16 protein-coding genes are annotated in these 20922 nt (G+C 73.0%); 7 read left to right on the plus strand and 9 right to left on the minus strand.

The genetic code is table 11. The features are described 5' to 3' along the window. The first annotated feature begins 1 nt into the window (after window position 1). Window positions 2–1039, plus strand: coding sequence for a zinc-dependent alcohol dehydrogenase family protein (locus H4W80_RS18395; protein ID WP_192786218.1), 1038 nt, complete (start codon window positions 2–4; stop codon window positions 1037–1039). Here the strand turns inward: H4W80_RS18395 and H4W80_RS18400 are convergent. Then, window positions 1017–1505 carry a carboxymuconolactone decarboxylase family protein gene (locus H4W80_RS18400; protein WP_192786219.1) on the minus strand — a complete coding sequence of 163 codons (489 nt, stop codon included), beginning with the start codon at window positions 1503–1505 and terminating at the stop codon, window positions 1017–1019. The two genes, H4W80_RS18395 and H4W80_RS18400, sit on opposite strands and share 23 nt — an antisense overlap. A gap of 128 nt (window positions 1506–1633) precedes the next feature. Between H4W80_RS18400 and H4W80_RS18405 the strand changes: the two genes are divergently transcribed. Then, a complete protein-coding gene (locus tag H4W80_RS18405) occupies window positions 1634–2242 on the plus strand; it encodes a response regulator transcription factor (protein ID WP_192786220.1) in 609 nt (202 codons plus the stop codon). Here H4W80_RS18405 and H4W80_RS18410 read toward each other — a convergent pair whose 3' ends face one another. From H4W80_RS18410 to H4W80_RS63625, 6 genes are all read right to left on the minus strand, one after another. Then, the gene (locus tag H4W80_RS18410; RefSeq protein ID WP_192786221.1) at window positions 2243–4189 is read right to left on the minus strand and encodes a prolyl oligopeptidase family serine peptidase; all 1947 of its coding nucleotides are present in this window, start codon (window positions 4187–4189) and stop codon (window positions 2243–2245) included. It abuts the gene before it with no gap. Beyond that, the gene (locus tag H4W80_RS18415) at window positions 4186–5898 is read right to left on the minus strand and encodes an ATP-binding cassette domain-containing protein (protein WP_192786222.1); all 1713 of its coding nucleotides are present in this window, start codon (window positions 5896–5898) and stop codon (window positions 4186–4188) included. Before H4W80_RS18415 ends, H4W80_RS18410 begins: the two co-directional genes overlap by 4 nt. After that, window positions 5895–7568: an ATP-binding cassette domain-containing protein gene (locus tag H4W80_RS18420; protein ID WP_192786223.1), complete on the minus strand. Its 1674-nt coding sequence runs from the start codon at window positions 7566–7568 to the stop codon at window positions 5895–5897. The genes H4W80_RS18415 and H4W80_RS18420 overlap by 4 nt, the downstream gene beginning before the upstream one ends. A 63-nt stretch (window positions 7569–7631) precedes the next feature. Then, complete coding sequence (locus H4W80_RS18425) at window positions 7632–7763, minus strand: SapB/AmfS family lanthipeptide (RefSeq protein WP_103955008.1); 132 nt, start codon at window positions 7761–7763, stop codon at window positions 7632–7634. 5 nt (window positions 7764–7768) lie between these two features. Further along, entirely contained in the window at window positions 7769–10294 is a 2526-nt protein-coding gene (lanKC, locus tag H4W80_RS18430) for a class III lanthionine synthetase LanKC (RefSeq protein WP_192786224.1), read from the minus strand. Window positions 10295–10419: 125 nt separating this feature from the next. Further along, a complete protein-coding gene (locus H4W80_RS63625) occupies window positions 10420–11541 on the minus strand; it encodes a sensor histidine kinase (protein WP_192786225.1) in 1122 nt (373 codons plus the stop codon). Between the two features lie 225 nt (window positions 11542–11766). Here H4W80_RS63625 and H4W80_RS18440 point away from each other — a divergent pair, with 225 nt between their 5' ends. Next, window positions 11767–12735: an aldo/keto reductase gene (locus H4W80_RS18440; protein WP_192786226.1), complete on the plus strand. Its 969-nt coding sequence runs from the start codon at window positions 11767–11769 to the stop codon at window positions 12733–12735. A gap of 39 nt (window positions 12736–12774) precedes the next feature. Next, the gene (gene polX, locus H4W80_RS18445) at window positions 12775–14454 is read left to right on the plus strand and encodes a DNA polymerase/3'-5' exonuclease PolX (protein ID WP_192786227.1); all 1680 of its coding nucleotides are present in this window, start codon (window positions 12775–12777) and stop codon (window positions 14452–14454) included. Between the two features lie 433 nt (window positions 14455–14887). Here the strand turns inward: polX and H4W80_RS18450 are convergent, their stop codons facing one another. After that, window positions 14888–15310, minus strand: a complete 423-nt coding sequence (locus tag H4W80_RS18450) for a YkvA family protein (protein WP_192786228.1) — start codon at window positions 15308–15310, stop codon at window positions 14888–14890. 85 nt (window positions 15311–15395) lie between these two features. Between H4W80_RS18450 and H4W80_RS18455 the strand changes: the two genes are divergently transcribed. From H4W80_RS18455 to H4W80_RS18465, 3 genes are all read left to right on the plus strand, one after another. Beyond that, on the plus strand, window positions 15396–16511 hold the full coding sequence (locus H4W80_RS18455; RefSeq protein ID WP_192786229.1) for a serine hydrolase domain-containing protein: 1116 nt from the start codon (window positions 15396–15398) through the stop codon (window positions 16509–16511). Between the two features lie 921 nt (window positions 16512–17432). Beyond that, window positions 17433–18479: a sulfite oxidase gene (locus H4W80_RS18460; RefSeq protein WP_192786230.1), complete on the plus strand. Its 1047-nt coding sequence runs from the start codon at window positions 17433–17435 to the stop codon at window positions 18477–18479. Window positions 18480–18621: 142 nt separating this feature from the next. Further along, window positions 18622–20361, plus strand: coding sequence for a wax ester/triacylglycerol synthase domain-containing protein (locus H4W80_RS18465; RefSeq protein WP_192786231.1), 1740 nt, complete (start codon window positions 18622–18624; stop codon window positions 20359–20361). On the opposite strand, the gene H4W80_RS18470 is transcribed toward H4W80_RS18465, so the two are convergent. Further along, window positions 20299–20844, minus strand: a complete 546-nt coding sequence (locus H4W80_RS18470) for a TetR/AcrR family transcriptional regulator (RefSeq protein WP_318786928.1) — start codon at window positions 20842–20844, stop codon at window positions 20299–20301. The two genes, H4W80_RS18465 and H4W80_RS18470, sit on opposite strands and share 63 nt — an antisense overlap. Window positions 20845–20922: the final 78 nt, after the last annotated feature.

The following is a 20922-nucleotide window of genomic DNA, read 5'->3' on the forward strand; positions in this document are numbered from 1 at the left end:
GATGCGAGCCGTTGCGTTTGACATCTTCGGTGGTGAGCTCGACGTGCGCGAGCTGCCCGACCCGTCCCCCGCCCCGCACGGAGCGGTGATCAGGGTCGAGGCGACGGGGCTGTGCCGGTCCGACTGGCACGGCTGGCAGGGGCACGACCCCGACATCAAGGTCCTGCCCCACGTGCCGGGCCACGAGCTGGCGGGCGTCGTCGAGGCGGTGGGCTCCGACGTGCGCGGCTGGCGGCCGGGGGCGCGGGTGACGGTCCCCTTCATCTGCGCCTGCGGCTCGTGCCCGTCCTGCGCGACCGGCGACCAGCAGGTGTGCGAGCGGCAGACGCAGCCCGGCTTCACCCACTGGGGCTCGTTCGCCGAGTACGTGGCCATCGACCACGCGGACGTCAACCTGATCGCGATCCCCGAGGACATGGACTACGCCACCGCGGCCGGGCTCGGCTGCCGCTTCGCCACCGCCTTCCGCGCCGTGGCGCAAGTGGGCGAGGTGCGGCCGGGCGAGTGGGTGGCGGTGCACGGGTGCGGCGGCGTGGGCCTGTCGGCCGTGATGATCGCGACGGCGGCCGGGGCCCGCGTGGTGGCCGTGGACATCAGCACCGACGCCCTGCACCTGGCGGAGCGGGCGGGCGCCACGCACTTCGTCAACGGTTCGGCCGGGGACGTGGCGGCCCAGGTCAGGGAGCTGACCAGGGGCGGCGCCCACGTGTCGATCGACGCGCTGGGCAGCCCGCAGACCTGCGCCGCCTCCATCGAGAGCCTGCGCCGCAAGGGCCGCCACGTTCAGGTGGGGCTGCTGCCGGGAGGGCCGACGCCGCTGCCGATGGCCCGCGTGGTCGGCCATGAGCTGCGGCTGCTGGGCAGCCACGGCATGGCCGCGCACGCGTACCCGCCGATGCTGGAGATGATCAGGGCCGGGATCCTCCATCCCGACCAGCTCGTCACCCGCACGATCGGGCTGGCCGACGCCGGCAAGGCGCTGGCCTCGATCGGCTCGGTGCCGGGCGTCACGATGATCACTCCTCGAGTTCCACTCTGAGGGTCCTGAGCACGAGCGCCAGCATGGTGTAGTGGGCCACCAGCACGACCAGCTCGATCCTGCCGGGCTCGTCGTAGCGGTCGCAGAGCGCCGTCCAGGTGGCGTCGGTCAGGTCGCCGGCGTAGTGGAGGTCGTCGGCGACCTGGAGCACGAGCTGGTCCTCGACCGGCCAGAGGGCGTCCGGGTGGCTCACCGAGGCAATCTCCTGGTCCGTGAGCCCGGCCTCGCGGCCCAGGCGCGCGTGGTGGGCCCAGACGTAGGGGCTGCCGGCGTGGTAGGCGGTGCGCAGGATGGCCAGCTCCCGGTCGCGGGCGGGCAGCGTGCCGTTGAGCAGCACGCCACCGAATCCCAGCCACTCCTTGTAGAGGGCGGGGTGGCGGGCCAGCGTGGTGAACACGTTCTGCGGATTGGCCTTCGTGAAATCGTCCCATTCCTCGGGCGGGAGGGGGCGAACGCGTGGTTCCATGTCGGTGTCCATTCCCCAAAAGCGCATGTTTGGTCTGACGGTTATTTGGCAGGACTTTTCACACCCAGGTCAATAAGTCAGGATTAGGGCACTCCCAGACGTTGCAAGCCGGCCGACCGCAAGGACGCATGGTGATTCGAACGTTGCTCGCTGAGGACATGAACCTGGTACGCGGGGCGCTCGTGGCGCTGCTGGCTTATGAGGAGGACATCGAGGTCGTGGCCGAGGTCGCCCGGGGAGATCGCATCCTGGCCGCGGCCAGGGCCTGCCGCCCGGACGTCGCCGTGATCGACATCGCGTTGCCCGGCAAGGACGGGCTCGCCGCCGCCGGCGAGCTGCACGCGAAGCTGCCCGAGTGCGGGGTGCTCATCCTGACCGGCGTGGGCACGCCGGGCCTGCTCAAGCGGGCGCTCGACGTGCACGTACGGGGCTTCATGGCCAAGGACGCCCCGCCGGACCGGCTGGCGGACGGGATCCGCCGGGTGGCCGAGGGAGAGCGGGTCATCGACTCGGAACTGGCCATCGCGGCCATGCGGCCGCCCGAGGCGCCGCTGACGCCGCGCGAGCTGGACGTGATCGGGGCCGCGGCGGACGGGGCGTCGATCGGGGAGATCGCAGCGTCGCTGTACCTGTCGGAGGGCACGGTGCGCAACTACCTGTCCAAGACGACGGCCAAGCTGGGCGCCCGGGGCAGGATCGACGCCATCCGCATCGCCAGGGAGTCAGGCTGGATCTAGTCAGGCTGGATCCAGGCCCGTGTGGGCGGCCAGGAAGGCGAGGGCGTCCGCCGCCAGCGCGACCGACCTGCTGGCCGCCCGCGCGCCGTGGCCCACGTCCGGCTCGTGCCGGAGCAGGATCGGCCGGTCCCCGCCGGCCGCCCACTGCAGGGCGGCGCACATCTTGCGCGCGTGCATCGGATCGACCCGCGTGTCTCCCGCCGAGACCGTGAACAGCGTCGCCGGGTAGTCCGTCCCCTTCCTGACGTGGTGGTAGGGCGAGTAGGCGAGCAGCCAGGCGAGCTGCTCGGGGTCGTCGGGGTCTCCGTACTCGCCGGTCCAGGAGGGGCCGAGGCCGCCGAGGTGGTAGCGGGCCATGTCGAGCAGGCCCGCCGAGCACACCGCCGCCGCGAACAGGCCGGGCCGCTGGGTGAGGGCCGCGCCGACGAGGAGGCCGCCGTTCGACTCGCCCCAGATGCCGAGCTGCCCGGGGGTCGTCCAGCCGCCGTCGATGAGCTTGCCGGCGGCGGCCGCGAAGTCGTCGAAGACGTTCTGCTTGCGCTCCAGCATGCCGTCCCGGTGCCATTCCTCGCCCTCCTCGCCGCCGCCTCTGAGGTTGGCGACGGCCAGCACGCCGCCCGCCTCGACCCAGGCCAGGGAGTCGGCGGCGTAGCCGGGCCGCAGGGGGATGCCGAAGCCGCCGTACCCGGTGAGGATCGTGGGACGGGGGCCACCCGCCGAGGGGCCCGCCACCACGACCATGCGGACGCGGGTGCCGTCGGCGGAGGCGTACTCGAGGTGGTGGCTGCGCACGGCGGGCCGGCTCACGCGGCCCGGCGGGGCCGACCAGAGGGTGGTCTCGCCGGTGCGGACGTCGTGCCGCCAGACCTCGGGCGGCGTGACGGCGTCGGTGTAGGCGAACCACGCCTCGGAGCCGCCGCCGGGGCGCGAGGTCAGCGAGGCGATCGTGCCGCTGCCGGGCAGCGGCACGGAGCCCAGCCGCTCCCCCGTGCGGGCGTGGTGGACGGCGATCTCCCCCACGGCGTGGCGGGTCCGGGCGACGAGCAGCCGGTCGCCGTCGAGCACGGTGAACGCGCCCAGCACCGCCTGCGGGTCCTCGGGGACCAGCTCCCGCCACGCGGCGGGCTCGGCCGGATCGGCCACGCAGAGCCTGCGCCGCGGCGCGTCCCGGTCGGTGACCAGGTAGAGGCGGCCGTCGCAGGCCACCGCGGCCGCCAGGGCGTCCGGTACGGGGCGGGGCTCGCCCCGGCCGCCCGGCTCGGCGAGCCAGAGCGAGCCGCCCGCCGAGATCGTCAGCCAGCGGCCGTCGGCGCTGATCTGCACGCCGTACCGGAGCGGCCCTCGCGTGAAGACGGGGACGTCCGCCGCGTCGCCGATCGTGTGCAGGTAGACGCCCTCGTGGAAGCGCACGTAGTAGAAGGCCGCGCCGCCCGGCAGCCAGGCGACCGCGGAGTAGCGGCAGCCGCCGATGGGCCCGTCCACGACGGCCCCGGTGTCGACGTCCCTGACGTACAGGTCCGCCTTCTCGTCGCCCCGGCGGGAGATCTGGTACGCCAGGAGGCGCCCTTCCGGGTCGGGCTGCCAGTCGTCCAGCGTCGTGAGCCCCGTGGGGTCGAGGTCCATGGGGTCGAGGACGACGCGGTCGCCGCAGTGGAGGACCGGATGCTCCTGGGAGGTGGTCTGGCGCAGGTGGAAGCTCCGCTCGCCGCGCCAGAGCGGCGGGGTGACCAGGCCCGTCTCCCTGAGCTCGGTGAGCCGGGCGAGGAACCGCTCGCGCTGGGGCAGCCGGGCGGCGTGGTCGCGCCACAGGCGGTCCTGCCCGGCCAGCCAGGTCTTGGTGCCGGGGTCGTCGGGGTCTTCGAGCCAGAGGTACGGGTCGTCGAGGTCGCTCGGTGCCGAGCTGCCGGGGAGGCGCTCAGCGCGCGGATATTTGTCCAGAAATTTCATGACACGGGCTCCGGGTGCCAGTGGCCGGCCAGGTCGGCGTAGAGGGCAGAGGTACTGATCAGCTCGTCGTGGGTGCCGATGCTCACCCGGGTTCCGTCCATGAGGAGGATGCGGCGGGCGCGCAGCGCGGAGGTGAGGCGGTGCGCGACGACGACGAGCGTGCCGCCGCGCCGCGCGAACGCGGTCTCCGCACGTGCCTCGGCTGCGGGGTCGAGGTGGCAGGTGGCCTCGTCGAGGATCACCAGGGGCGCGGGGGTGAGGTAGGCGCGGACGAGCGCGATGAGCTGGCGCTGCCCGGCCGACAGCGCCGCCGGGTCGAGCCGCGCCCCGTAGCCGCCCAGCTCGTCCACCAGCTCCCGGGCGCCGACGGCCGCGACGGCCTCGTCCAGCCTCGCCGGGCCGTCCGGCGTGCCGAGGGCGGTGAGGTTCTCCATGAGGGTGCCGCGGAAGACGTACGCCTCCTGGGGGATCAGTACGCGGACGGCGGGGTCGAGCCGGTCGGCGGGGACGCCGCCGACCAGCGCCTCGCCGCTGCCGGGCAGGAGCATGCCGCTGACCAGGGCCGCGAGCGTGGACTTGCCGGCGCCGCTGGGCCCCACGACCGCGAGGTGGTCGCCCTCGGGGATGGCGAGGTCCAGGCGGTCGACGACGGGGGCCGAGTGCGGGCCGTACGCGAAGGTGACGGCGGACAGCCGCACGTCGCAGGCGCCGGGGCGGATCCTGGGCCGGGGCGGCCCGATGGACGGCCCGGCGGGCGGGGCGGAGGCGGCGATGCGGCCGAGCGTGGCGGCCAGCCGGATGCCGCTGACCCCGAGGCCCTGCACGAGGCCGCCGAGCGCGGGGGCCAGGGACTGCGTGACGTACGCGAGCGTGCCGGCGATCACGCCGGGGCCGAGGTCGCCGTCCAGCAGCCGTGGGGTGCCGGCCAGCACGAGGACGACCGGCAGCCAGCCGCCCACGGCCAGGGCGGCGGTGCGGGCGGCGGTCACCCCGGCGAGCGCGCGGGCGGCGGCGGCCTGCGCGCGGACCTGGCGATCCAGCCGCTCGGCCACGGGTTCGCGCAGGCCGCACGCCTCGATGTCGCGCAGCCCGCCGACCGTGGCCGTCATCTCGTCGGCCAGCCGTTCGTCGGCCAGCAGGAACGCCCGCTGCCTGCGCGCGAGGGCCGGCAACGAGGCCAGGAACAGCCCGAGCCCGGCCGCGAACGGCGGCAGCACGAGGGCGAGCGCCTGCGGGGCCAGCGCCGCCAGGCCCAGCACCACGCCGGCCACCGTGAACACGAACCCCCGCACAGTGGTGACGACGGCCGCGAAGGCGTCCCTGGCCAGCTCGACCTGGAGCGTCGCCCTGGCCACCGCGGCGCTGTCGCGGCTCGCGCCCCGGGTCAGGGTCCCCTCGACGACGTGCGTCAGGAGGTCGTCCCTGAACGGCTCCGCCACCGCCGCGACGCCCAGCACGACCTGCCGCGCGGCCACCGCCCCGACCAGCCACGCGACGCCGAGGGCGGCCAGCCACGCCAGCCCGGTCGCGGGTTCGGCTTTGGCGAACCCGTCCTCGATGGCCCGGGCGACGGCGTACCCGATGAGGAACGCGGGCGCCGCCTCCAGCACGGACCAGAACCCGATCGAGGCCAGCCGCCGCGGCTCCCGCCCCAGCGCCCGCCAGAACATCGCCCCCGCTGGTCGCCGCCGTCGAAGGGGGCGCTTCATGGCGTGGCTCCCTGGAAGACGGCCCGGTAGGCAGGGTCCCGCCACAGCACGTCGTGCGGCCCCCGGCCGCGCACCCTCCCGCCCTCCAGCCAGACGACCTGGTCGGCGCGGGCGGCGGTGGCGAGCCGGTGGGCCGCGATCAGGCGGGTGCGGCCCCGCCGGTCGGTGGTGAGCGCCCGGCCGACCTCGCGCTCGGTCACGGTGTCGAGGCTGGAGGTGGCGTCGTCGAGCACCAGCAGCCGCTCCCCCTGCGCGAACGCCCTGGCCAGGCCGATCCGCTGCCGCTCGCCACCGGACATCGGGGCCTCGCGCAGCGGGGTGCCGTAGCCGAGCGGCAGCCGCCGGACGAACGCGTCGGCGCACGCCGCCTTCGCCGCCTCGACGGCAGGGGGCCCGGCGGCCGTCGTGATGGCCTCCGCCACGGTCTCGCCCACCAGGACCGGGCGTTCGAAGGCGTACCCGATGGCCCTGCGCAGCTCCTCGCGCGACAGCTCCCGCAGCGGGACCCCGTCGAGCAGGACCGCGCCCCGCTCCGGGTCGGCCAGGCGGCCCGCCAGGGCGGCCAGCAGCGACTTGCCCGCGCCGGACCGTCCCACCACGGCGGTCACCGAGCCTCCGGGCAGCGTGAGGTCGCCGACGGTCAGGCCGTCCACCGCCACGTCGCGGAACTCGACCGTGCCCGGCCCGGGAGGGAGCGTCCGCGTGCCGTGCTCGACGGGGGCGAGGTCGAAGATCTCGGCCACCCGCCCGGCGGCCGCCCGTGCCCGGGCCAGCCCGCCGACATGGCCCAGGGCGGTGCTCAGGGACGCCCCGAGCACGGCGTAGCGGGCGGCGGCGTACAGTTCCCCGACCGTCAGCCGGCCGGAGGCGAGCATGAATCCCCCGACGATCAGCACCGCGACCTCCAGCAGCGGCACCACGAGCCCCGACTGGACCGCGGCCCCGGCGTTGGCCCGCCACAGTGACATGCCGTGGGCCCGCAGCCGGGGCAGCGGCTCCAGCACGCGCCGCGCCTCCCGGGCCGCGGTCCCCGCCGCGGCGATCGTGCGCGCCCCCTCCATGGCGTCCACGAGCCGCGCGGCGATCTCCCCCTGCACCTCCTGGTACCCGCCCGAGATCACCGTCGTCGCGCGGAGGAAGGCGCGCAGCACGAGCAGGATGGCGACGATGCCCACCCCGAGCGTCAGCGTCAGGACGGGCGCGATGAGCGTGAGCGCGACGAGCGCGCCCGCCGTGGGCACGAGCAGCGCGAGCGCGCCGGTCACCGTCTCCGGGGCCCGGCCCGCCTCCTCGGCGTTCAGCCCGGCCCGGGTGACCAGCTCGCCTTCCGGGAACCGCCGGGTGGCCGCCGGCCCGGCGCCGAGCACGTGACGCAGGACCCCCAGCCGCAGCCTGGCCGCGGCGAACGCGCCGCAGGCGCCGCGGGCCCAGACGCCGAGGCTCTCGCAGAGCACGACGGCGGCGACGGCGCAGGCGCAGAGCGCCAGCCAGGACGAGCCGTCCGGCCGGCGCAGGACGAAGGCGTCCACGGTGCGCCCGACGAGGTACGGGACCGCCAGCTCACCGGCCGCGCCCACGAGCGCCGTGACGGCCAGGACGGCGGGCCAGGGGCCGCTGCGCCGTACCGTGCCGACCACCAGCCGATCACCAGCGCGGTCTCCCGCTCGCACCCGATACCTCCTGAGAGTCGGCGTCCCCGCGCCGTGGCACGGCGCGGGGACTGATATGGCGGATCAGTGGCAAAGTGCGACACTGAGGTTGCTGGGCTTGCCAGAGTGACACGAGAGAACCGTCAGCGTGCTGCCACCACTGGCGACGTCGCTGGCCGCGGGCGCCTCGAGACCCTGCAGGTCGAGAAGAACCATCCTTGTTACACCTCCTTCCAGGACTCGTCGGGGGCGAGCCGCCCGGGAGCGGCCGCCAGGAACGGCAGGTGGCCAGGCTGGTCGCCCAGAGCCGTGCCGAGGGCGAAGAGCACGCCCGCCGTCCCGGTCGCGAAATCCATGGAGAGGCGCAGCAGCTGGTCGCCGGGGAACGCCAGTCCCCCGCCGTACGGCAGCGCGTGCCATCTCAGGCCCTTGATGTGCTCGCGCGGGTCGCCCGCGCGGGCCGCGAGCATGCCCGCGCGGCCGGTGAACAGCCCCGACTGGACGAAGAAGCCCGCGTGCCCGGCCAGCCGCAGCTCGGCCAGCGCCGTCGCGAGCTCCTCGTCGTGGTGGTGCGCGAGGTAGCGCTCCAGCACGAGGGCGATGCCGGCCGACCCCTCGTCCAGGTACGGCAGCAGCCGCCAGCCCTGGTTCACCTGGAGCGAGCCGTCCACCGAGTGCCGGCAGCGCCGCAGGTCCTGCCGGAGCGCGGTGGCCGCCAGGTCGAGCAGGGCCCGGTCGCCGGTGTGCTCGTACGCGTGCAGGAACAGCAGCGCGGGCCCCGACGAGCCGAACATGAGCCCGGCCCTCGGGTGGGAGCCGCCGCTGAGCTCGGGGACGGGTTCGGCGAGCCGCTCGGCGCAGATGTCCACGGCGCGCAGGGCGAGGTCGGTGCGGCCGAAGCCGAGGAGGTTCAGCCCGATGCCGGACAGGCCGGAGAACAGCGCCGACTCCATCCGCTCCCATTTCTCGCGCAGGCAGACGTCGACCAGCTCCTGCGCGTGCTCGTGGTGTCCGAGCAGGCCGAGGACGTGCGCGATGCCGTGCAGCCCGTCGTACAGGCCGAGCCCGGAGCCCTGGACGGGGCGCAGCGCCCGGTCGCGTAGCCAGCGCTCGTACTCGGGGAACGGCCCGAGTCCCGCGCGGTCGAGCGCGAAGAGCACGCCGGCCGCGCCGTAGGCCAGGTTGAGCCCGCCGCCCGGCCGGAACTGGGCCACGTCGCCGGGGAAGAGCCGGTCGTCGCGCGCGGGCGTGGCGCTGGCCACGATGGCCCGGCACATCGCGTCGCGCAGCTCGGGCCAGGTCTCCGGCATGGTCACGGGCTCGCCGCGGTCGGAAACGGGCCCGCTGATGGCCGCGACGGCGGCGTCCACCGTCGCCTCCTGCACGGGGAACGTCTCCTTGACGATCTCCCCCAGCTGGGCCGCCTTCGCCCGGTATAGCGGCAGCATGATCGTGCACTGCGGCGCGAACAGGCCGAGCCCCAGGCAGGCCAGCGCGTAGCGGTCCACGTCCACGCCCTGGCGGTCGGGGGGCGCGATGAAGGCGGGGTGGGCCAGCGCGGCGCGGGCCCCGTCCGCGACGAGGGTGGCGACCTCGTAGTCGATCAGCGCCACCCGGCCCTCGGCGGTCAGCAGGATGTTGTCCGGGTGCAGGTCGCCGAAGACGACCCCGCGCTCGTGCAGCGACTCGACGGCCCGCTCCACGTTCCGCAGCGTCTCGACCGCCCAGGCCGTGTAGTCGGCCAGGTCCGGCTCGGTGCGGTCGGCGCGGGTCAGCGGGTAGCGCTGCACGAGCCGGCGCTGCAGCGGCGTCCCGTCCACGAACTCCTGCACGAGGAACTCGTGCTCGCCCAGGGCGAAGTAGCCGCGCAGCGCGGGCGCGGCGGGCAGGCCCTCCAGGCGCCGCAGGATGTCGCGTTCGTGGCGGAGGCGGGTGACGGCGTCGCGGCCGGCCGCGTCCAGCCCGGCGTGCGGCCTGGCCTCCTTGAGCACGACCCGCTCGTCCGTACGCGTGTCCCGGGCGAGGTAGACGCCGCCGCCGTTGGAGAAGTGCAGCACGCTCTCGACCCGGTACGGCAGCCCGGTCGTCGTCACGGCGTTGCGCGCGGCCAGATGCGGCTCCAGGAACCCGGGCAGCGTCGTCCACGGCGGCACCGAGAACGTCGCGCCGCGCACGTCGGGCACCAGCCGCCCGTCGCCGTCCTCGACGGCCAGCACGCGCTCGCCGGAGCCGGACAGGCAGTGCCGCTCGGCGAACCCGCCGTACCTGACGAACAGCGGGCCGTCGCCGTAGCGCAGGTCGCTGAGGATGTACGGGCCTTCGACGCCGCGCAGCAGCTCGTCGAGCTCCTTCAGGACCAGCTCCAGCTGGCCCTCGTCCCTCGGGTAGACGGTGATCAGCTTGCCGCTGGACGCCCGGGAGGCGGCCTTCGAGTTGACCATGACGAGCACGGGGGTGCCGCGCAGGAACTTGAACGCGATCCGGCGCGCCAGGCAGTAGTCCCACACGGCGGCGATGGCCCGCTCGGCGTCCTCCACGCGGGCGGACACGTGGATCTTCCAGCCCTGGGCGGGCAGGGGCGGCTCGTTGTCGGGGGCGAAATAGCACCACGTGCCGGTCAGGGCGGTGGACCAACCGTCGGGCAGGGGTTCACGCAGAAGGGGAAAGTCGGCGTCTTCGGCCGTGCCGTGTTCGAGCGAGTCGTAGAAACGCGGATCCACCAGGCAGTACAGCTCGTACTTGTCCATCTGGCGCCGACCTCCAAGGCGTTGTCCCTTAGAGATTGCCGTCGATGGCGGGATTCGGTCTAGTTACACGTAACAACACCGAAATATGGTTATTGAAATTGCATTTGTGTGTTTTTCATAATTGGCTATTTCTTTCGTGGGACGTACGCGCTGAAGGTGAACTGCCCGGTCCTGGAGGACGTGGCCTCCAGCCAGCCGCCCAGGCAGGAGACGCGTTCGGCCAGGTTGAGCAGGCCCTGTCCGGTGTCTTCCGGGCGGCGCGGCGGGCGCACGCCGTCGTTCCTGATCGTCAGGCGGACGAGCTGGTCGCGTTCGAGGAGCTGGATCGAGCACTGCCGGGCCTCGGCGTGCCTGAGGACGTTCGTCACGCCTTCGCGCAGGGCGTGCGTGAGCGCCTCCTCCACATCGCCGGGGAGGTCGGGGCAGGACATCTTGACCTGGCAGCGGACCCGTACCGACTCCAGGAGCGAGCGCGCCGAGCCCAGCTCCGCCGCCAGGGAGGAGCTGCGCAGGCCGTGGGCGACGGCCCGGACGTCGGCGGACAGGCTGCGCAGCAGCTCCACCGTCTCGGACGCCTCGCCCCGCGCCCGCTTGTCGCCCTCGGCCACGAGCCGCTCCAGGAGCTGCGCCTTCAGCACCAGGACGGTGAGCCGGTGGCCGACCAGGTCGTGCAGGTCACGGGTGAAGCGGCGGCGCTCCAGGGCGACGGCCTCGCGCATGACCTCGGTACGCGCCTTCGTCAGCCGCGTGACCCGCCCGCCCAGCGTCACCAGCGCGTACTCGACGGCGCCGAGCACCGGGCCGGCCAGCGCCCAGGCGGGATGGATCATCGCCGGGTCCGGCGCGGCCAGCATCACCGGGCCGCACGCCAGGGCCAGCGCCACCAGCACGACCGAGCGGATCCGGCCCGCCGTCACCAGCAGCGCGCCCGTCAGCAGGGCGGACACCGGGGTCCACGCCGCGCCGAACACCGTCAGCGGCAGGTACGTCAGCCAGGCCTGCACGGCCACGATCCACCACGAGCCCGCCCGCCGTATCGGGGTCTCCATGATGAACCTGACGTGCAGCGTCAGCAGGACGAACAGCGTCACCCCGCCCGCGATCCCCATCCCCGACCGCACCAGCCCGAGCAGGACCGGCACCGTCACGCCGAACAGCCCCGCCGCCAGCCCGAGGCCGCCCAGCCAGCCGGGGTTCTTCAGTTTGGAACGTGCCCACGACAGGAGTGCACGGTGTGCGCCTTCCACCTCACCCCCGGTATGCGGTTGGATCGCCGGTTCCGGCCGTGTCGCGAGAGCCCGCCCGCCGTTGTCTCGCTTCCCCCTAATCGACCCGATCGGGCTCGTCCCTGTAAAGGTCGTTGCCGCTTTTGGACACCCCTGACTTCCCGTCGGGCCGCCGGTTAACCAGACCAATCCGTTCCCTCCCAGGGGGGCGACGAACCACCACAAAGCCCACCCTAGGGTTGGCATATGGAATACACCCGACTTGGCACCACCGGTTTGAAGGTCTCGAAGATCTGCCTGGGCATGATGAGCTACGGCGACCCCGCCAGGCAGGAGTGGGCCCTGGCGCTCGACGAGGCCGAGCCGATCATCCGCAGGGCCGCCGACGCGGGCGTGACCTTCTTCGACACGGCGGACGTCTACAGCCAGGGCGCCAGTGAGACCGTGACCGGCGAGGCGCTGCGCGCGATCTTCCCCCGGCGCGAGGACTACGTACTGGCCACCAAGGTCTACTTCCCCATGGGCAGGGGCGTCAACGACCGGGGGCTGTCGCGCAAGCACGTCCACGCGGCCGTGGACGCCTCGCTCCAGCGGCTCGGCACCGACTACGTGGACCTGTACCAGATCCACCGGTGGGACGACGAGACGCCCATCGAGGAGACCATGGAGGCGCTGCACGACGTGGTCAGGGCGGGCAAGGCCCGCTACATCGGCGCGTCGAGCATGTGGGCCTGGCAGTTCTCCAAGGCGCAGCACGTGGCCGAGAAGAACGGCTGGACGAAGTTCGTCTCGATGCAGAACCACTACAACCTCCTCTACCGGGAGGAGGAGCGGGAGATGCTGCCGCTCTGCGCCGACCAGGGCGTGGGCGTGATCCCGTGGAGCCCGCTGGCGCGCGGCGTGCTGGCCAGGGCCGGCTCGGCCGCGACGACCGCGCGGACCGGGTCGGACGAGCGCATCGACTTCCTGTACGACCCGGAAAACGACAAGGCGATCCTCGACCGGGTGGCGCGCGTGGCCGCCGAGCGCGATCTGCCGGCCGCCCAGGTGGCGCTGGCCTGGCTGCTCCACCAGCCGGCCGTGTCCGCGCCCATCGTGGGGGCCACGAAGGATCGGCACGTGGACGACGCGGTGGCGGCCGTGTCGGTGTCGCTCTCGGAGTCGGAGCTGGCCTTTCTCGGCGAGCCGTACCGTCCCCGTGAGGTGCGCTTCTGACGGTCCTGGATTGTCGGGGCCGACCTTTAGGGTTGTGCCATGCGGGCAAATGAGGAGGCGGCGTCGGCGCTGCAGGAGTACGCGGAGCTGTTCGCGCTCTGCGGCGGCGACGCCTTCCGAGTGCGGAGCTACCAGAAGGCGGCCAAGGCCATCGCGGGGTTCCCCGAGGACATCTCGGTGGTCGACGTGCGCAGCGTCCCCGGGGTGGGCGAGGCGATCGCCAAGAAGATGGAGGAGTTCCTGCAGCGCGGGAGCTTCCGGCAGCTCGACGACCTGCGCGGCCGGGTGCCCGAGGGCGTGCGCGCGCTGACGAAGGTGCCGACGCTGGGGCCCAAGACGGCGATCATGCTGTTCGAGGACTACGGCATCGACTCCACGGCGGCCCTGCGCGAGGCGATCACCTCCGGCCGCCTCGACGGCGTCAAGGGCCTCGGCCCCAAGACGCTGGCAAACCTGCTCAAGGGCATCGATCAGCTCGAGCAGTCCGGCCGCCGCGTCCACGTCGGGGTCGCCATGTCGCTGGCCGAGCAGGTGATGGCCTCGCTGGAGGCCGAGCGCATCGCGTACGCGGGCTCGCTGCGGCGGATGAAGGACACCATCGGCGACATCGACATCCTGGCGGTCGCGCCCGAGTCCATCATGACCGCCTTCCGCGCCCAGCCCTACGTCGCCGAGATCATCGCGGCGGGCGACAAGAAGACCTCGATCCGCACGACGTCCGGCATCCAGGTCGACCTGCGGGTGGTGCCCGCCGAGTCGTGGGGCGCCGCGATGCAGTACTTCACGGGTTCCAAGGAGCACAACGTCGCCATCCGGGAGATGGCGGTGAAGAAGGGCTGGAAGCTGTCGGAGTACGGGCTGTTCGAGGGCGAGCGGGTGATCGCCGCCGCCTCGGAGGAGGACATCTACGCCGCGCTCGGCATGCAGTACGTGCCGCCGCCCATGCGCGAGGACGGCGGCGAGGTCAAGGCGGCCCTGCGGGGCGAGCTGCCGGAGCCGGTGGAGCTGGGCGACCTGAAGGGCGACCTGCACACCCACACCAACCTGACCGACGGCATCGCCTCGCTGGAGGACATGGTGGCGGCCGGGCACGCGCGCGGCTACGCCTACTACGCGGTCACCGACCACGCCCCCGACCTGGCGATGCAGCGGATGACGCTGGACAAGGCGCTGGAGCAGCGGGGGCAGGTGGCCGAGCTCCAACGGAAATATCCCGACATGCGCATCCTGCACGGCACGGAGCTCAACATCGCGCCGGACGGGTCGGTCGACTGGCCCGGTGAGGTGCTGGCCGGGTTCGACGTGTGCGTGGCCTCGGTGCACTCGCACTTCGGGATGTCACGCGACGAGATGACCCGGCGTTTCATCGCCGCCTGCGAAAACCCGTACGTGGACATCATCGGGCACCCGACGACCCGCAAGATCGGCAAGCGCCCGCCCGTGGACGCCGACTGGGACGCGATCTTCCGGGTGGCCGCCCGCACCGGGACCGCCATGGAGATCGACTCCTTCCCCGACCGCTCCGACCTGCCGTCCGACCTGGTGCGGCTGGCCAAGCACCACGGGGTGAAGTTCTCGATCGACAGCGACTCGCACGCGATCCCGCACCTGGCCAACCAGCGGTTCGGGGTGGGGCTCGCCCAGCGGGCCTGGCTGACCACGGACGACGTCATCAACACCTGGCCCCTGGACCGACTCCTCAAATTCCTGGGCCGCTGACCACCACCGCCACCCGAGCGGCCGAGCGGCCGAGCGTGGGCGGCGTTACGGTGCGGGGGGTTGCGGCGCGGACGGCTTTCCGGCCCGGACAGCATCGCGGCCCAGACGGCGTTGCGGCTTCCGGCGTGGGCGGGATCGCGGCTTGCGGTGCGGATGACTTGCGACCTTGTGGTTCAGGGGGACACTCGCTCAGGCCGGTGAGCCGGACCAGTACGGCCAGCCCGTCCGCGCTGCCCGGCCAATGCCGCTCCACCGCCCGCCACCTCAGCCCGGCGCACGACCGCCCGCGAGGCGGCAGCGACGATGAGGCGTCGCGACGCGGACGGGATGGCGACGCGGACGGGATGGCGACGCGGACGGGATGCGGCATTCCCGCGCGGCGGCGTTGTGGCGGGGGCGGCCACAACGCCGCCCGTCATCGGGACCTTGCGGTTCAGCCGGAGCGGCCGCTCAAGCCGGTGAGCCGGACGAGCGCCGCGAACCCGTCCTCGCTGCCCGGCCAATGCCGCTCCACCGCCGCCATCCCGGCCCGGCGGACGACCGACCGTAGAACGGCGGCGACGATGATGGCGTCGTCGGCGTACCCCAGCACGGGGATGAAGTCAGGGATGAGGTCCAGCGGGAAGGCCAGGTAGGCCAGCAGCAGGCCGAGCCGGATCCGTACGCCGCGCGGCAGGGTCCGGTCGGCGGCCAGTCGCCGTACGAGCCGCAACATGTCCGGCAGGAGCCGCAGCGACTCGCGCAGCAGCCCGCCACGCGGACGGACCACGGCCAGCGCGACCACCAGCGCCAGCCACGACACCGCCAGCGCGACCACCAGACCGATCACCAGGTCCCACCACCACGTACCGGTCACGACCCCTCACCTTCCCCGGCGGAAACGGTCACGAAACACCCGCCGCCCTACAAAGGATCCCGCACCTCACGAAGGGATCATCACCATGAACCACGCCATTGCGGCACGCCTCACCGGCCTGGCCTGCGCGATGCTGACGCTGGCCGCCGCCACCACCACGCCCGCGACCGCCACCACCCCGGAGGTTGCCAATGTGCAGCAGGCCCTGGACGCACTCGCCCGGACCAGCGGGGTGGTGGGGACGATCGGGGAGGTGTACGTGGACGGGAAGCGCGTCGGCCAGGGCTCGGCGGGTTCGCGGCTCCTGGGCGGCAAGGGCGGACGCATCCCCGTCGGCTCCCGCTACCGGATCGGGTCGCAGACCAAGCTGCTGACGGGAACGGTGGCGCTCCAACTCGTCAAGGAGGGCAAGCTGGGGCTGGAGGACAAGCTGAGCGACCTCCTGCCGGAGGTGGCGAGCCAGGACATCGTGGAGCGGGCCGACGAGATCACGGTACGGCAGCTGCTCCGGCACACATCCGGCATCCCGAACTGGTTCACTCCCGATCTGGTCGACATCTACGACTTCACCACCTATTACCCGCCGATCGACCTGGTGAAGAAGTCACGCAGCCAGCCGCGTACCGGGGAGCCGGGCGAGAAGTTCTCGTACTCCAACACCAACTACACGCTGCTCGGCATGATCATCGAGAAGGTGACCGGCCGCTCACTGGCCTCCGAGTTCGACCGCCGGCTCTTCGTCCCGCTCGGGATGAGCCGTACGTACCTGGCGGTCAGGCCGCCGCAGGGCATCAAGGGCCCGCACGGGCACGGATACAGCACCGACGACCAAGGCCAGGCGCACGACATGGACCGGCTCAACGCCAGCTACGGGAACGGCTCCGGGGGCGTGATCTCCACCTCGCGCGACATCAGCGCGTTCTACCGCGCGTTCGGCCAGGGCAAACTCCTCCCGCCGGCCCTGCAGAAGCTGCTCACCGACCCGCCGGAGAACGCCCCTTCCCAGCCGCCCCTGTGCGGCGGCGAGCCGCAGCTGCGGGTGATCGCGGGCGGCACCGCCAGCTTCACCTCCGTCACCTTCAGCTCTCCTGACGGCCGCATCCAGTTCGCGACGTCCACCACGACGAACACCCCGGACCCGGCCGCCATCGGCCGCGCCATCAACCAGACGGCGAAGGCCGTCCTCTGCCCGGGCAAGTAAGACGGACGCGAGCTGACCGCACACGCGGCGGCGGACGCGTGTGCTGGAAGCGGCCCCGGACCGGCCGAACACGGGCGGCCGGACACGGGCGGCGAACGCGAGGCGGGGCGGGTGCGGCGGCGGGTGCCCGTGTGGCGGCAGGCGCAGGTGCGGGACGGCGCGGGACGGGCGCGGGCGCGAGTGCCGGTGGAACGGGCCCGGCTTGAGGCACCGTCGACCGATCCCCGCCTCGCACCTCGCCGCCTCCCGCCGGTGAGCCAGCCAGACGCGGGCTGACCCGACGAGGAGCGGCGGACGCGTGTGCTGGGGGCGGCCGGACACGGGGCGGCCGGACACGGGGCGGCCGGACACGGGGCGGCCGGACACGGGGCGGCCGGACACGGGGCGGCCGGACACGGGGCGGCCGGACACGGGGCGGCCGGACACGGGCGGCGGACGCGGGTGCGGCGGCGGGCGCGGGTGCCGTGGAACGGGCCCGGCTTGCGACACCGCCGACCGTGCCGACCGATCCCCCCCTCTCGCACCTCGCAGCCTCCCGCCCCCGGCGAGCCAGCCGGACGCGGGCTGACCCAACGCGCAGCGGCTGACGCGTGTGTTGGTTGAAGCGTCCCTGGGGCGGCCGGACACAGGGCCGCCGGACACGGGCGGCGGACACGGGCGGCGGAGGCGCGTGTTGGGAGCGGCTTCGGGGTCGGCCGGACATGGGGCGGCGGATGCGGGCCTGCGGACCTCCGGCGCGGTGCTGGTGGGAGCGGTTTCAGGGCTGTTGTGGGGGCGGCGGCTGTGGGTAAGGGGCGGGGTGGAGGTGTGGAACGTTCCTGTACTGGTCGGACAGAATTCGGCAACGAGGGACGCCATAGGGCAGCGCGAAGGGATTAAATGGTTTACAGGTAGGAAATAGCTCTTACGGAGGCGGTGTCCATGAAGCAAGCACTGGCGACGATCGTGAAGCCGCTGCCCGACCACCTGTTCAGGGTGCACGGCGCGAGCGCGGAGATGCGCTGGGAGGCCATGTCGGGGCAGGGATACCACACTCCGAACGACCGCTTCTTCGTCCGCAACCACACCGCCACGCCGATCATCGACCTCACCACCTGGCGGCTCCTGGTGCACGGGGCGGGCGTTCGATGTCCGCGCGAGTTCGGCTACGACGAGCTGCGGGCCATGCCGTCCCGCACGCTCGACGTGGCGATCGAGTGCGCCGGGAACGGGCGGCGCTTCTACGGCACGCAGCAGCACGAGGCCGCGCCCGGCACGCAGTGGGGGCTCGGGGCGATCGGCGTCGCGCGGTGGCGCGGGGTGCCGTTGAAGTACCTGCTCAAGCAGGCCGGCGTGCTGCCGGGCGCGGTGGACGTGCTGCCCACGGGGCTGGACGCGCCGTTCGAGGGGTACGGGCACGTACGCCGGCCGCTGCCGATCGACAAGGCCATGGACGACGTCCTCGTCGCCTATGAAATGAACGGCGAGCGGCTGCCGCCGGACCACGGATTTCCGGTGCGGCTGGTGGTGCCGGGATGGGTGGGAATAGCGTCGATCAAATGGCTGGGTGAAATAGAAGTTTCAACGAAAGAACTCTTCACGCCGTGGAACACGGTCTTTTACCCGAATGTCGCGACGCAGCCGGTGAAGAGCGCGTTCGAACTCGCCTGGAATGCGCGCCTGCCTCGCTCCGGCCCGCACATCGTGCGCGGACGGTCATGGTCGGGGCAGGGCAGGATCGTCCGGGTGGAGGTCAGCTTCGACGGCGGGCTGAGCTGGCGTACGGCCGATCACCACGGACAGCACCTGGTCAGCGCCTGGCTGCCCTGGCACATTTCATGGGCCCCCCGGCGCACGGGGGGACACGTGCTCATGGCGCGCGCCACCGACGAGACCGGGGCCACCCAGCCGCTGGTCACGCCGCGTCATCCGTTCGGGTACCACTTCGACGCGGTCGTACGGCATCCCGTCGACGTGGTCATCGGATAGGTAATTGTCACCGGCCGAGGCTGGGCTGGACATTCGCTAAAAGCTGGTACGGCGCACCTGAATTCATCTGAAAGACTCTCGCGGAAACCTTCCGGAAATCCCGTCGTGCGACGCTGCACAGATCACGGGAAAAGGAGAGCAGATGCGCCAGCTGACCGCACTCGACGCCCAGTTCCTCAATGTCGAGACCGCGACCACCGCCGCTCACGTGGCCGGGCTGGCGATCCTCGACCCGGCCGACGGCGCGGTCAACAGGGCCGCGCTGGCCGAGCTCCTCCTCGAACGCCTGCACCTGTCGCCCGCGCTCAGCCTCCGGCTCGCCGCGGTGCCGCTCGGCCTGGACCATCCGTACTGGGCTGAGGACCCCGGCTTCGACCTCGGCAACCACCTGTTCGAGCTGACGCTGCCCGCTCCGGGGGACGACTGGCAGCTCGCGGACGCGGTGGCGGAGATCCACGCGCGGCGGCTGGACCGGGCGCACCCGCTCTGGGAGATGCACCTGATCAACGGGCTGGTGGACGGCCGGGTGGCCGTCTACACCAAGGTCCACCACGCCGCCATCGACGGCGTCTCGGGCGCGGAGACGCTCGCCACCCTGCTCGACCTCACCCCGGACGGGCACCTCAAGAGGCGCGACATCCCGACTGCGAGCGCCGACCGCCTCCGCCGCTCCGGCCCGGCCGCCCCCATCCACCTCGCGAACCACAGCCGCCCCACAACCGCCCCCACCCACGCCGCCAAGGGTCCTCGCCCGACGACCGCCTCCGTCCACGCCGCCAAGGGCCCTCGTCCGACGACCGCCCCCGTCGGCGTCCCGAACGACACGCGTGTCCCGAACGACACCCTCGTCCCGAAGGGCACCGTCGCCCCGAAGGGCACCCGCGCCCCGGAGGGCGTTCCCGGGCTGGCCGCGCAGGACGTTCCCGGGCTGGCCGCGATGCTGGCCGGGGCGGTCATGCGGACGGCGACCCACCCCGTGCGGGCCGTCCAGTCGGTCGTCAGGGCGGCCGAGGACCTCGACGCCATCCCGCTGGCGGCGGGCCTCCCAGGCGCGAAGCTGATCGCCAAGGCCGCGCGGCTGGTCGCCCGTGACCGGCACGAGCGCCCCGAGCTGCCCAGCCTCGCCGTCCCGCGCACCCCGTTCAACGGCCCGATCAGCGCCCGCCGCCACCTCTCGTTCGGCTCGCTGCCGCTCAAGGACGTCAAGAACGTCGCCAAGGCCCACGGCATGAGCGTCAACGACGTCGTCATGGGCCTGTGCGCCTCGGCCCTGCGGTCGTGGCTGCGCGAGCGCGACGCGCTGCCGGAGACGCCGCTGATCGTCGCCGTCCCCGTGGCGGTCCGTACGGCCGGGGCCAAGGACCTGGTCGGCAACCAGATCTCCGCCATGGTCGCCCCCATGCCCACGAACGTCCCCGACCCCGAGGAGCGCCTGCGGGCCGTCGGCTCCGTCATGGGCCGGGCCAAGCGGCGGTTCGCGCTGGCCCCGGCGACCTGGCTGAGTGAGCTGTGCTCGGTGCTGCCCGCCCCGCTCACCAGTCTGGCCACCCCGGCGGTCTTCCGGCTGGCGGGCATGGCGTTCCCGCCCATCAATCTCATCATCAGCAACGTGCCGGGCCCGCAGTTCCCGCTGTATCTGTGCGGCGGGCGGGTGCTGTCGTACTACCCGCTGTCCGTGCTGACCGACGTGAGCGGCGGCCTCAACATCACCTGCTTCTCCTACGACGGCATGCTCGACTTCGGCATCGTGGCCTGCCCCGAACGGATGGACGACGTGTGGGGCCTGCTCGGCCACCTGCGTACGGCGCTGGATGAGTTGCTAGATGAGCGAGTGGGCGATGAGTTCCGCGACGGCGTCGGGATCGATCTGGTGGCCGGTTAGCTGGCAGAGGTTTTCCTGGTAGAGCAGGACGGCGGCGAACGTGGCAGCCGCCACCTCCAGCCTGGCCGCGTCCCCGCGCGCCCCGGGCAGCGCCAGCTCCAGCGCGAACCTGGAGCGCCTGATCAGCTCGCCGTTCAGCCGCCCGAGCCGTTCCTTGACCGAGCCGTGCGTGTCGGCCTCCCTGAACAGGATGCGCCGCATCGCCGGCGAGGCCCGCAGCGGCAGGCCGCGGGCGAGCTTGGACAGGGTGCGCGCCGGATCGCCCGGCACGGCGTCGACCTCTCGCCCCTCCTCGACCAGCGTGCGCTCGTCGACCAGGGCCACCAGGACGTCGATCTTGCGCGGGAAGTAGTGGAAGATCAGCCCTTTGGGCACTTGCGCGAGCCGCGCGATGACCGCGGTCGGGGTGGCCTCGTAGCCGCCGCCCGCGAAGAGCTCCTCGGCCGCGTCCAGGATGCGCGTGCGCGCGTCACCGATCACCACAGCTCGCACCATAGCGTCAGCCGCGATCGCCCCGCCATCCCGCGGAAGCGAGAGCCCCGTGTCCGCCCGCCGCCGTTC

Source organism: Nonomuraea angiospora, assembly GCF_014873145.1.
Classification (GTDB): Bacteria; Actinomycetota; Actinomycetes; order Streptosporangiales; family Streptosporangiaceae; genus Nonomuraea; species Nonomuraea angiospora.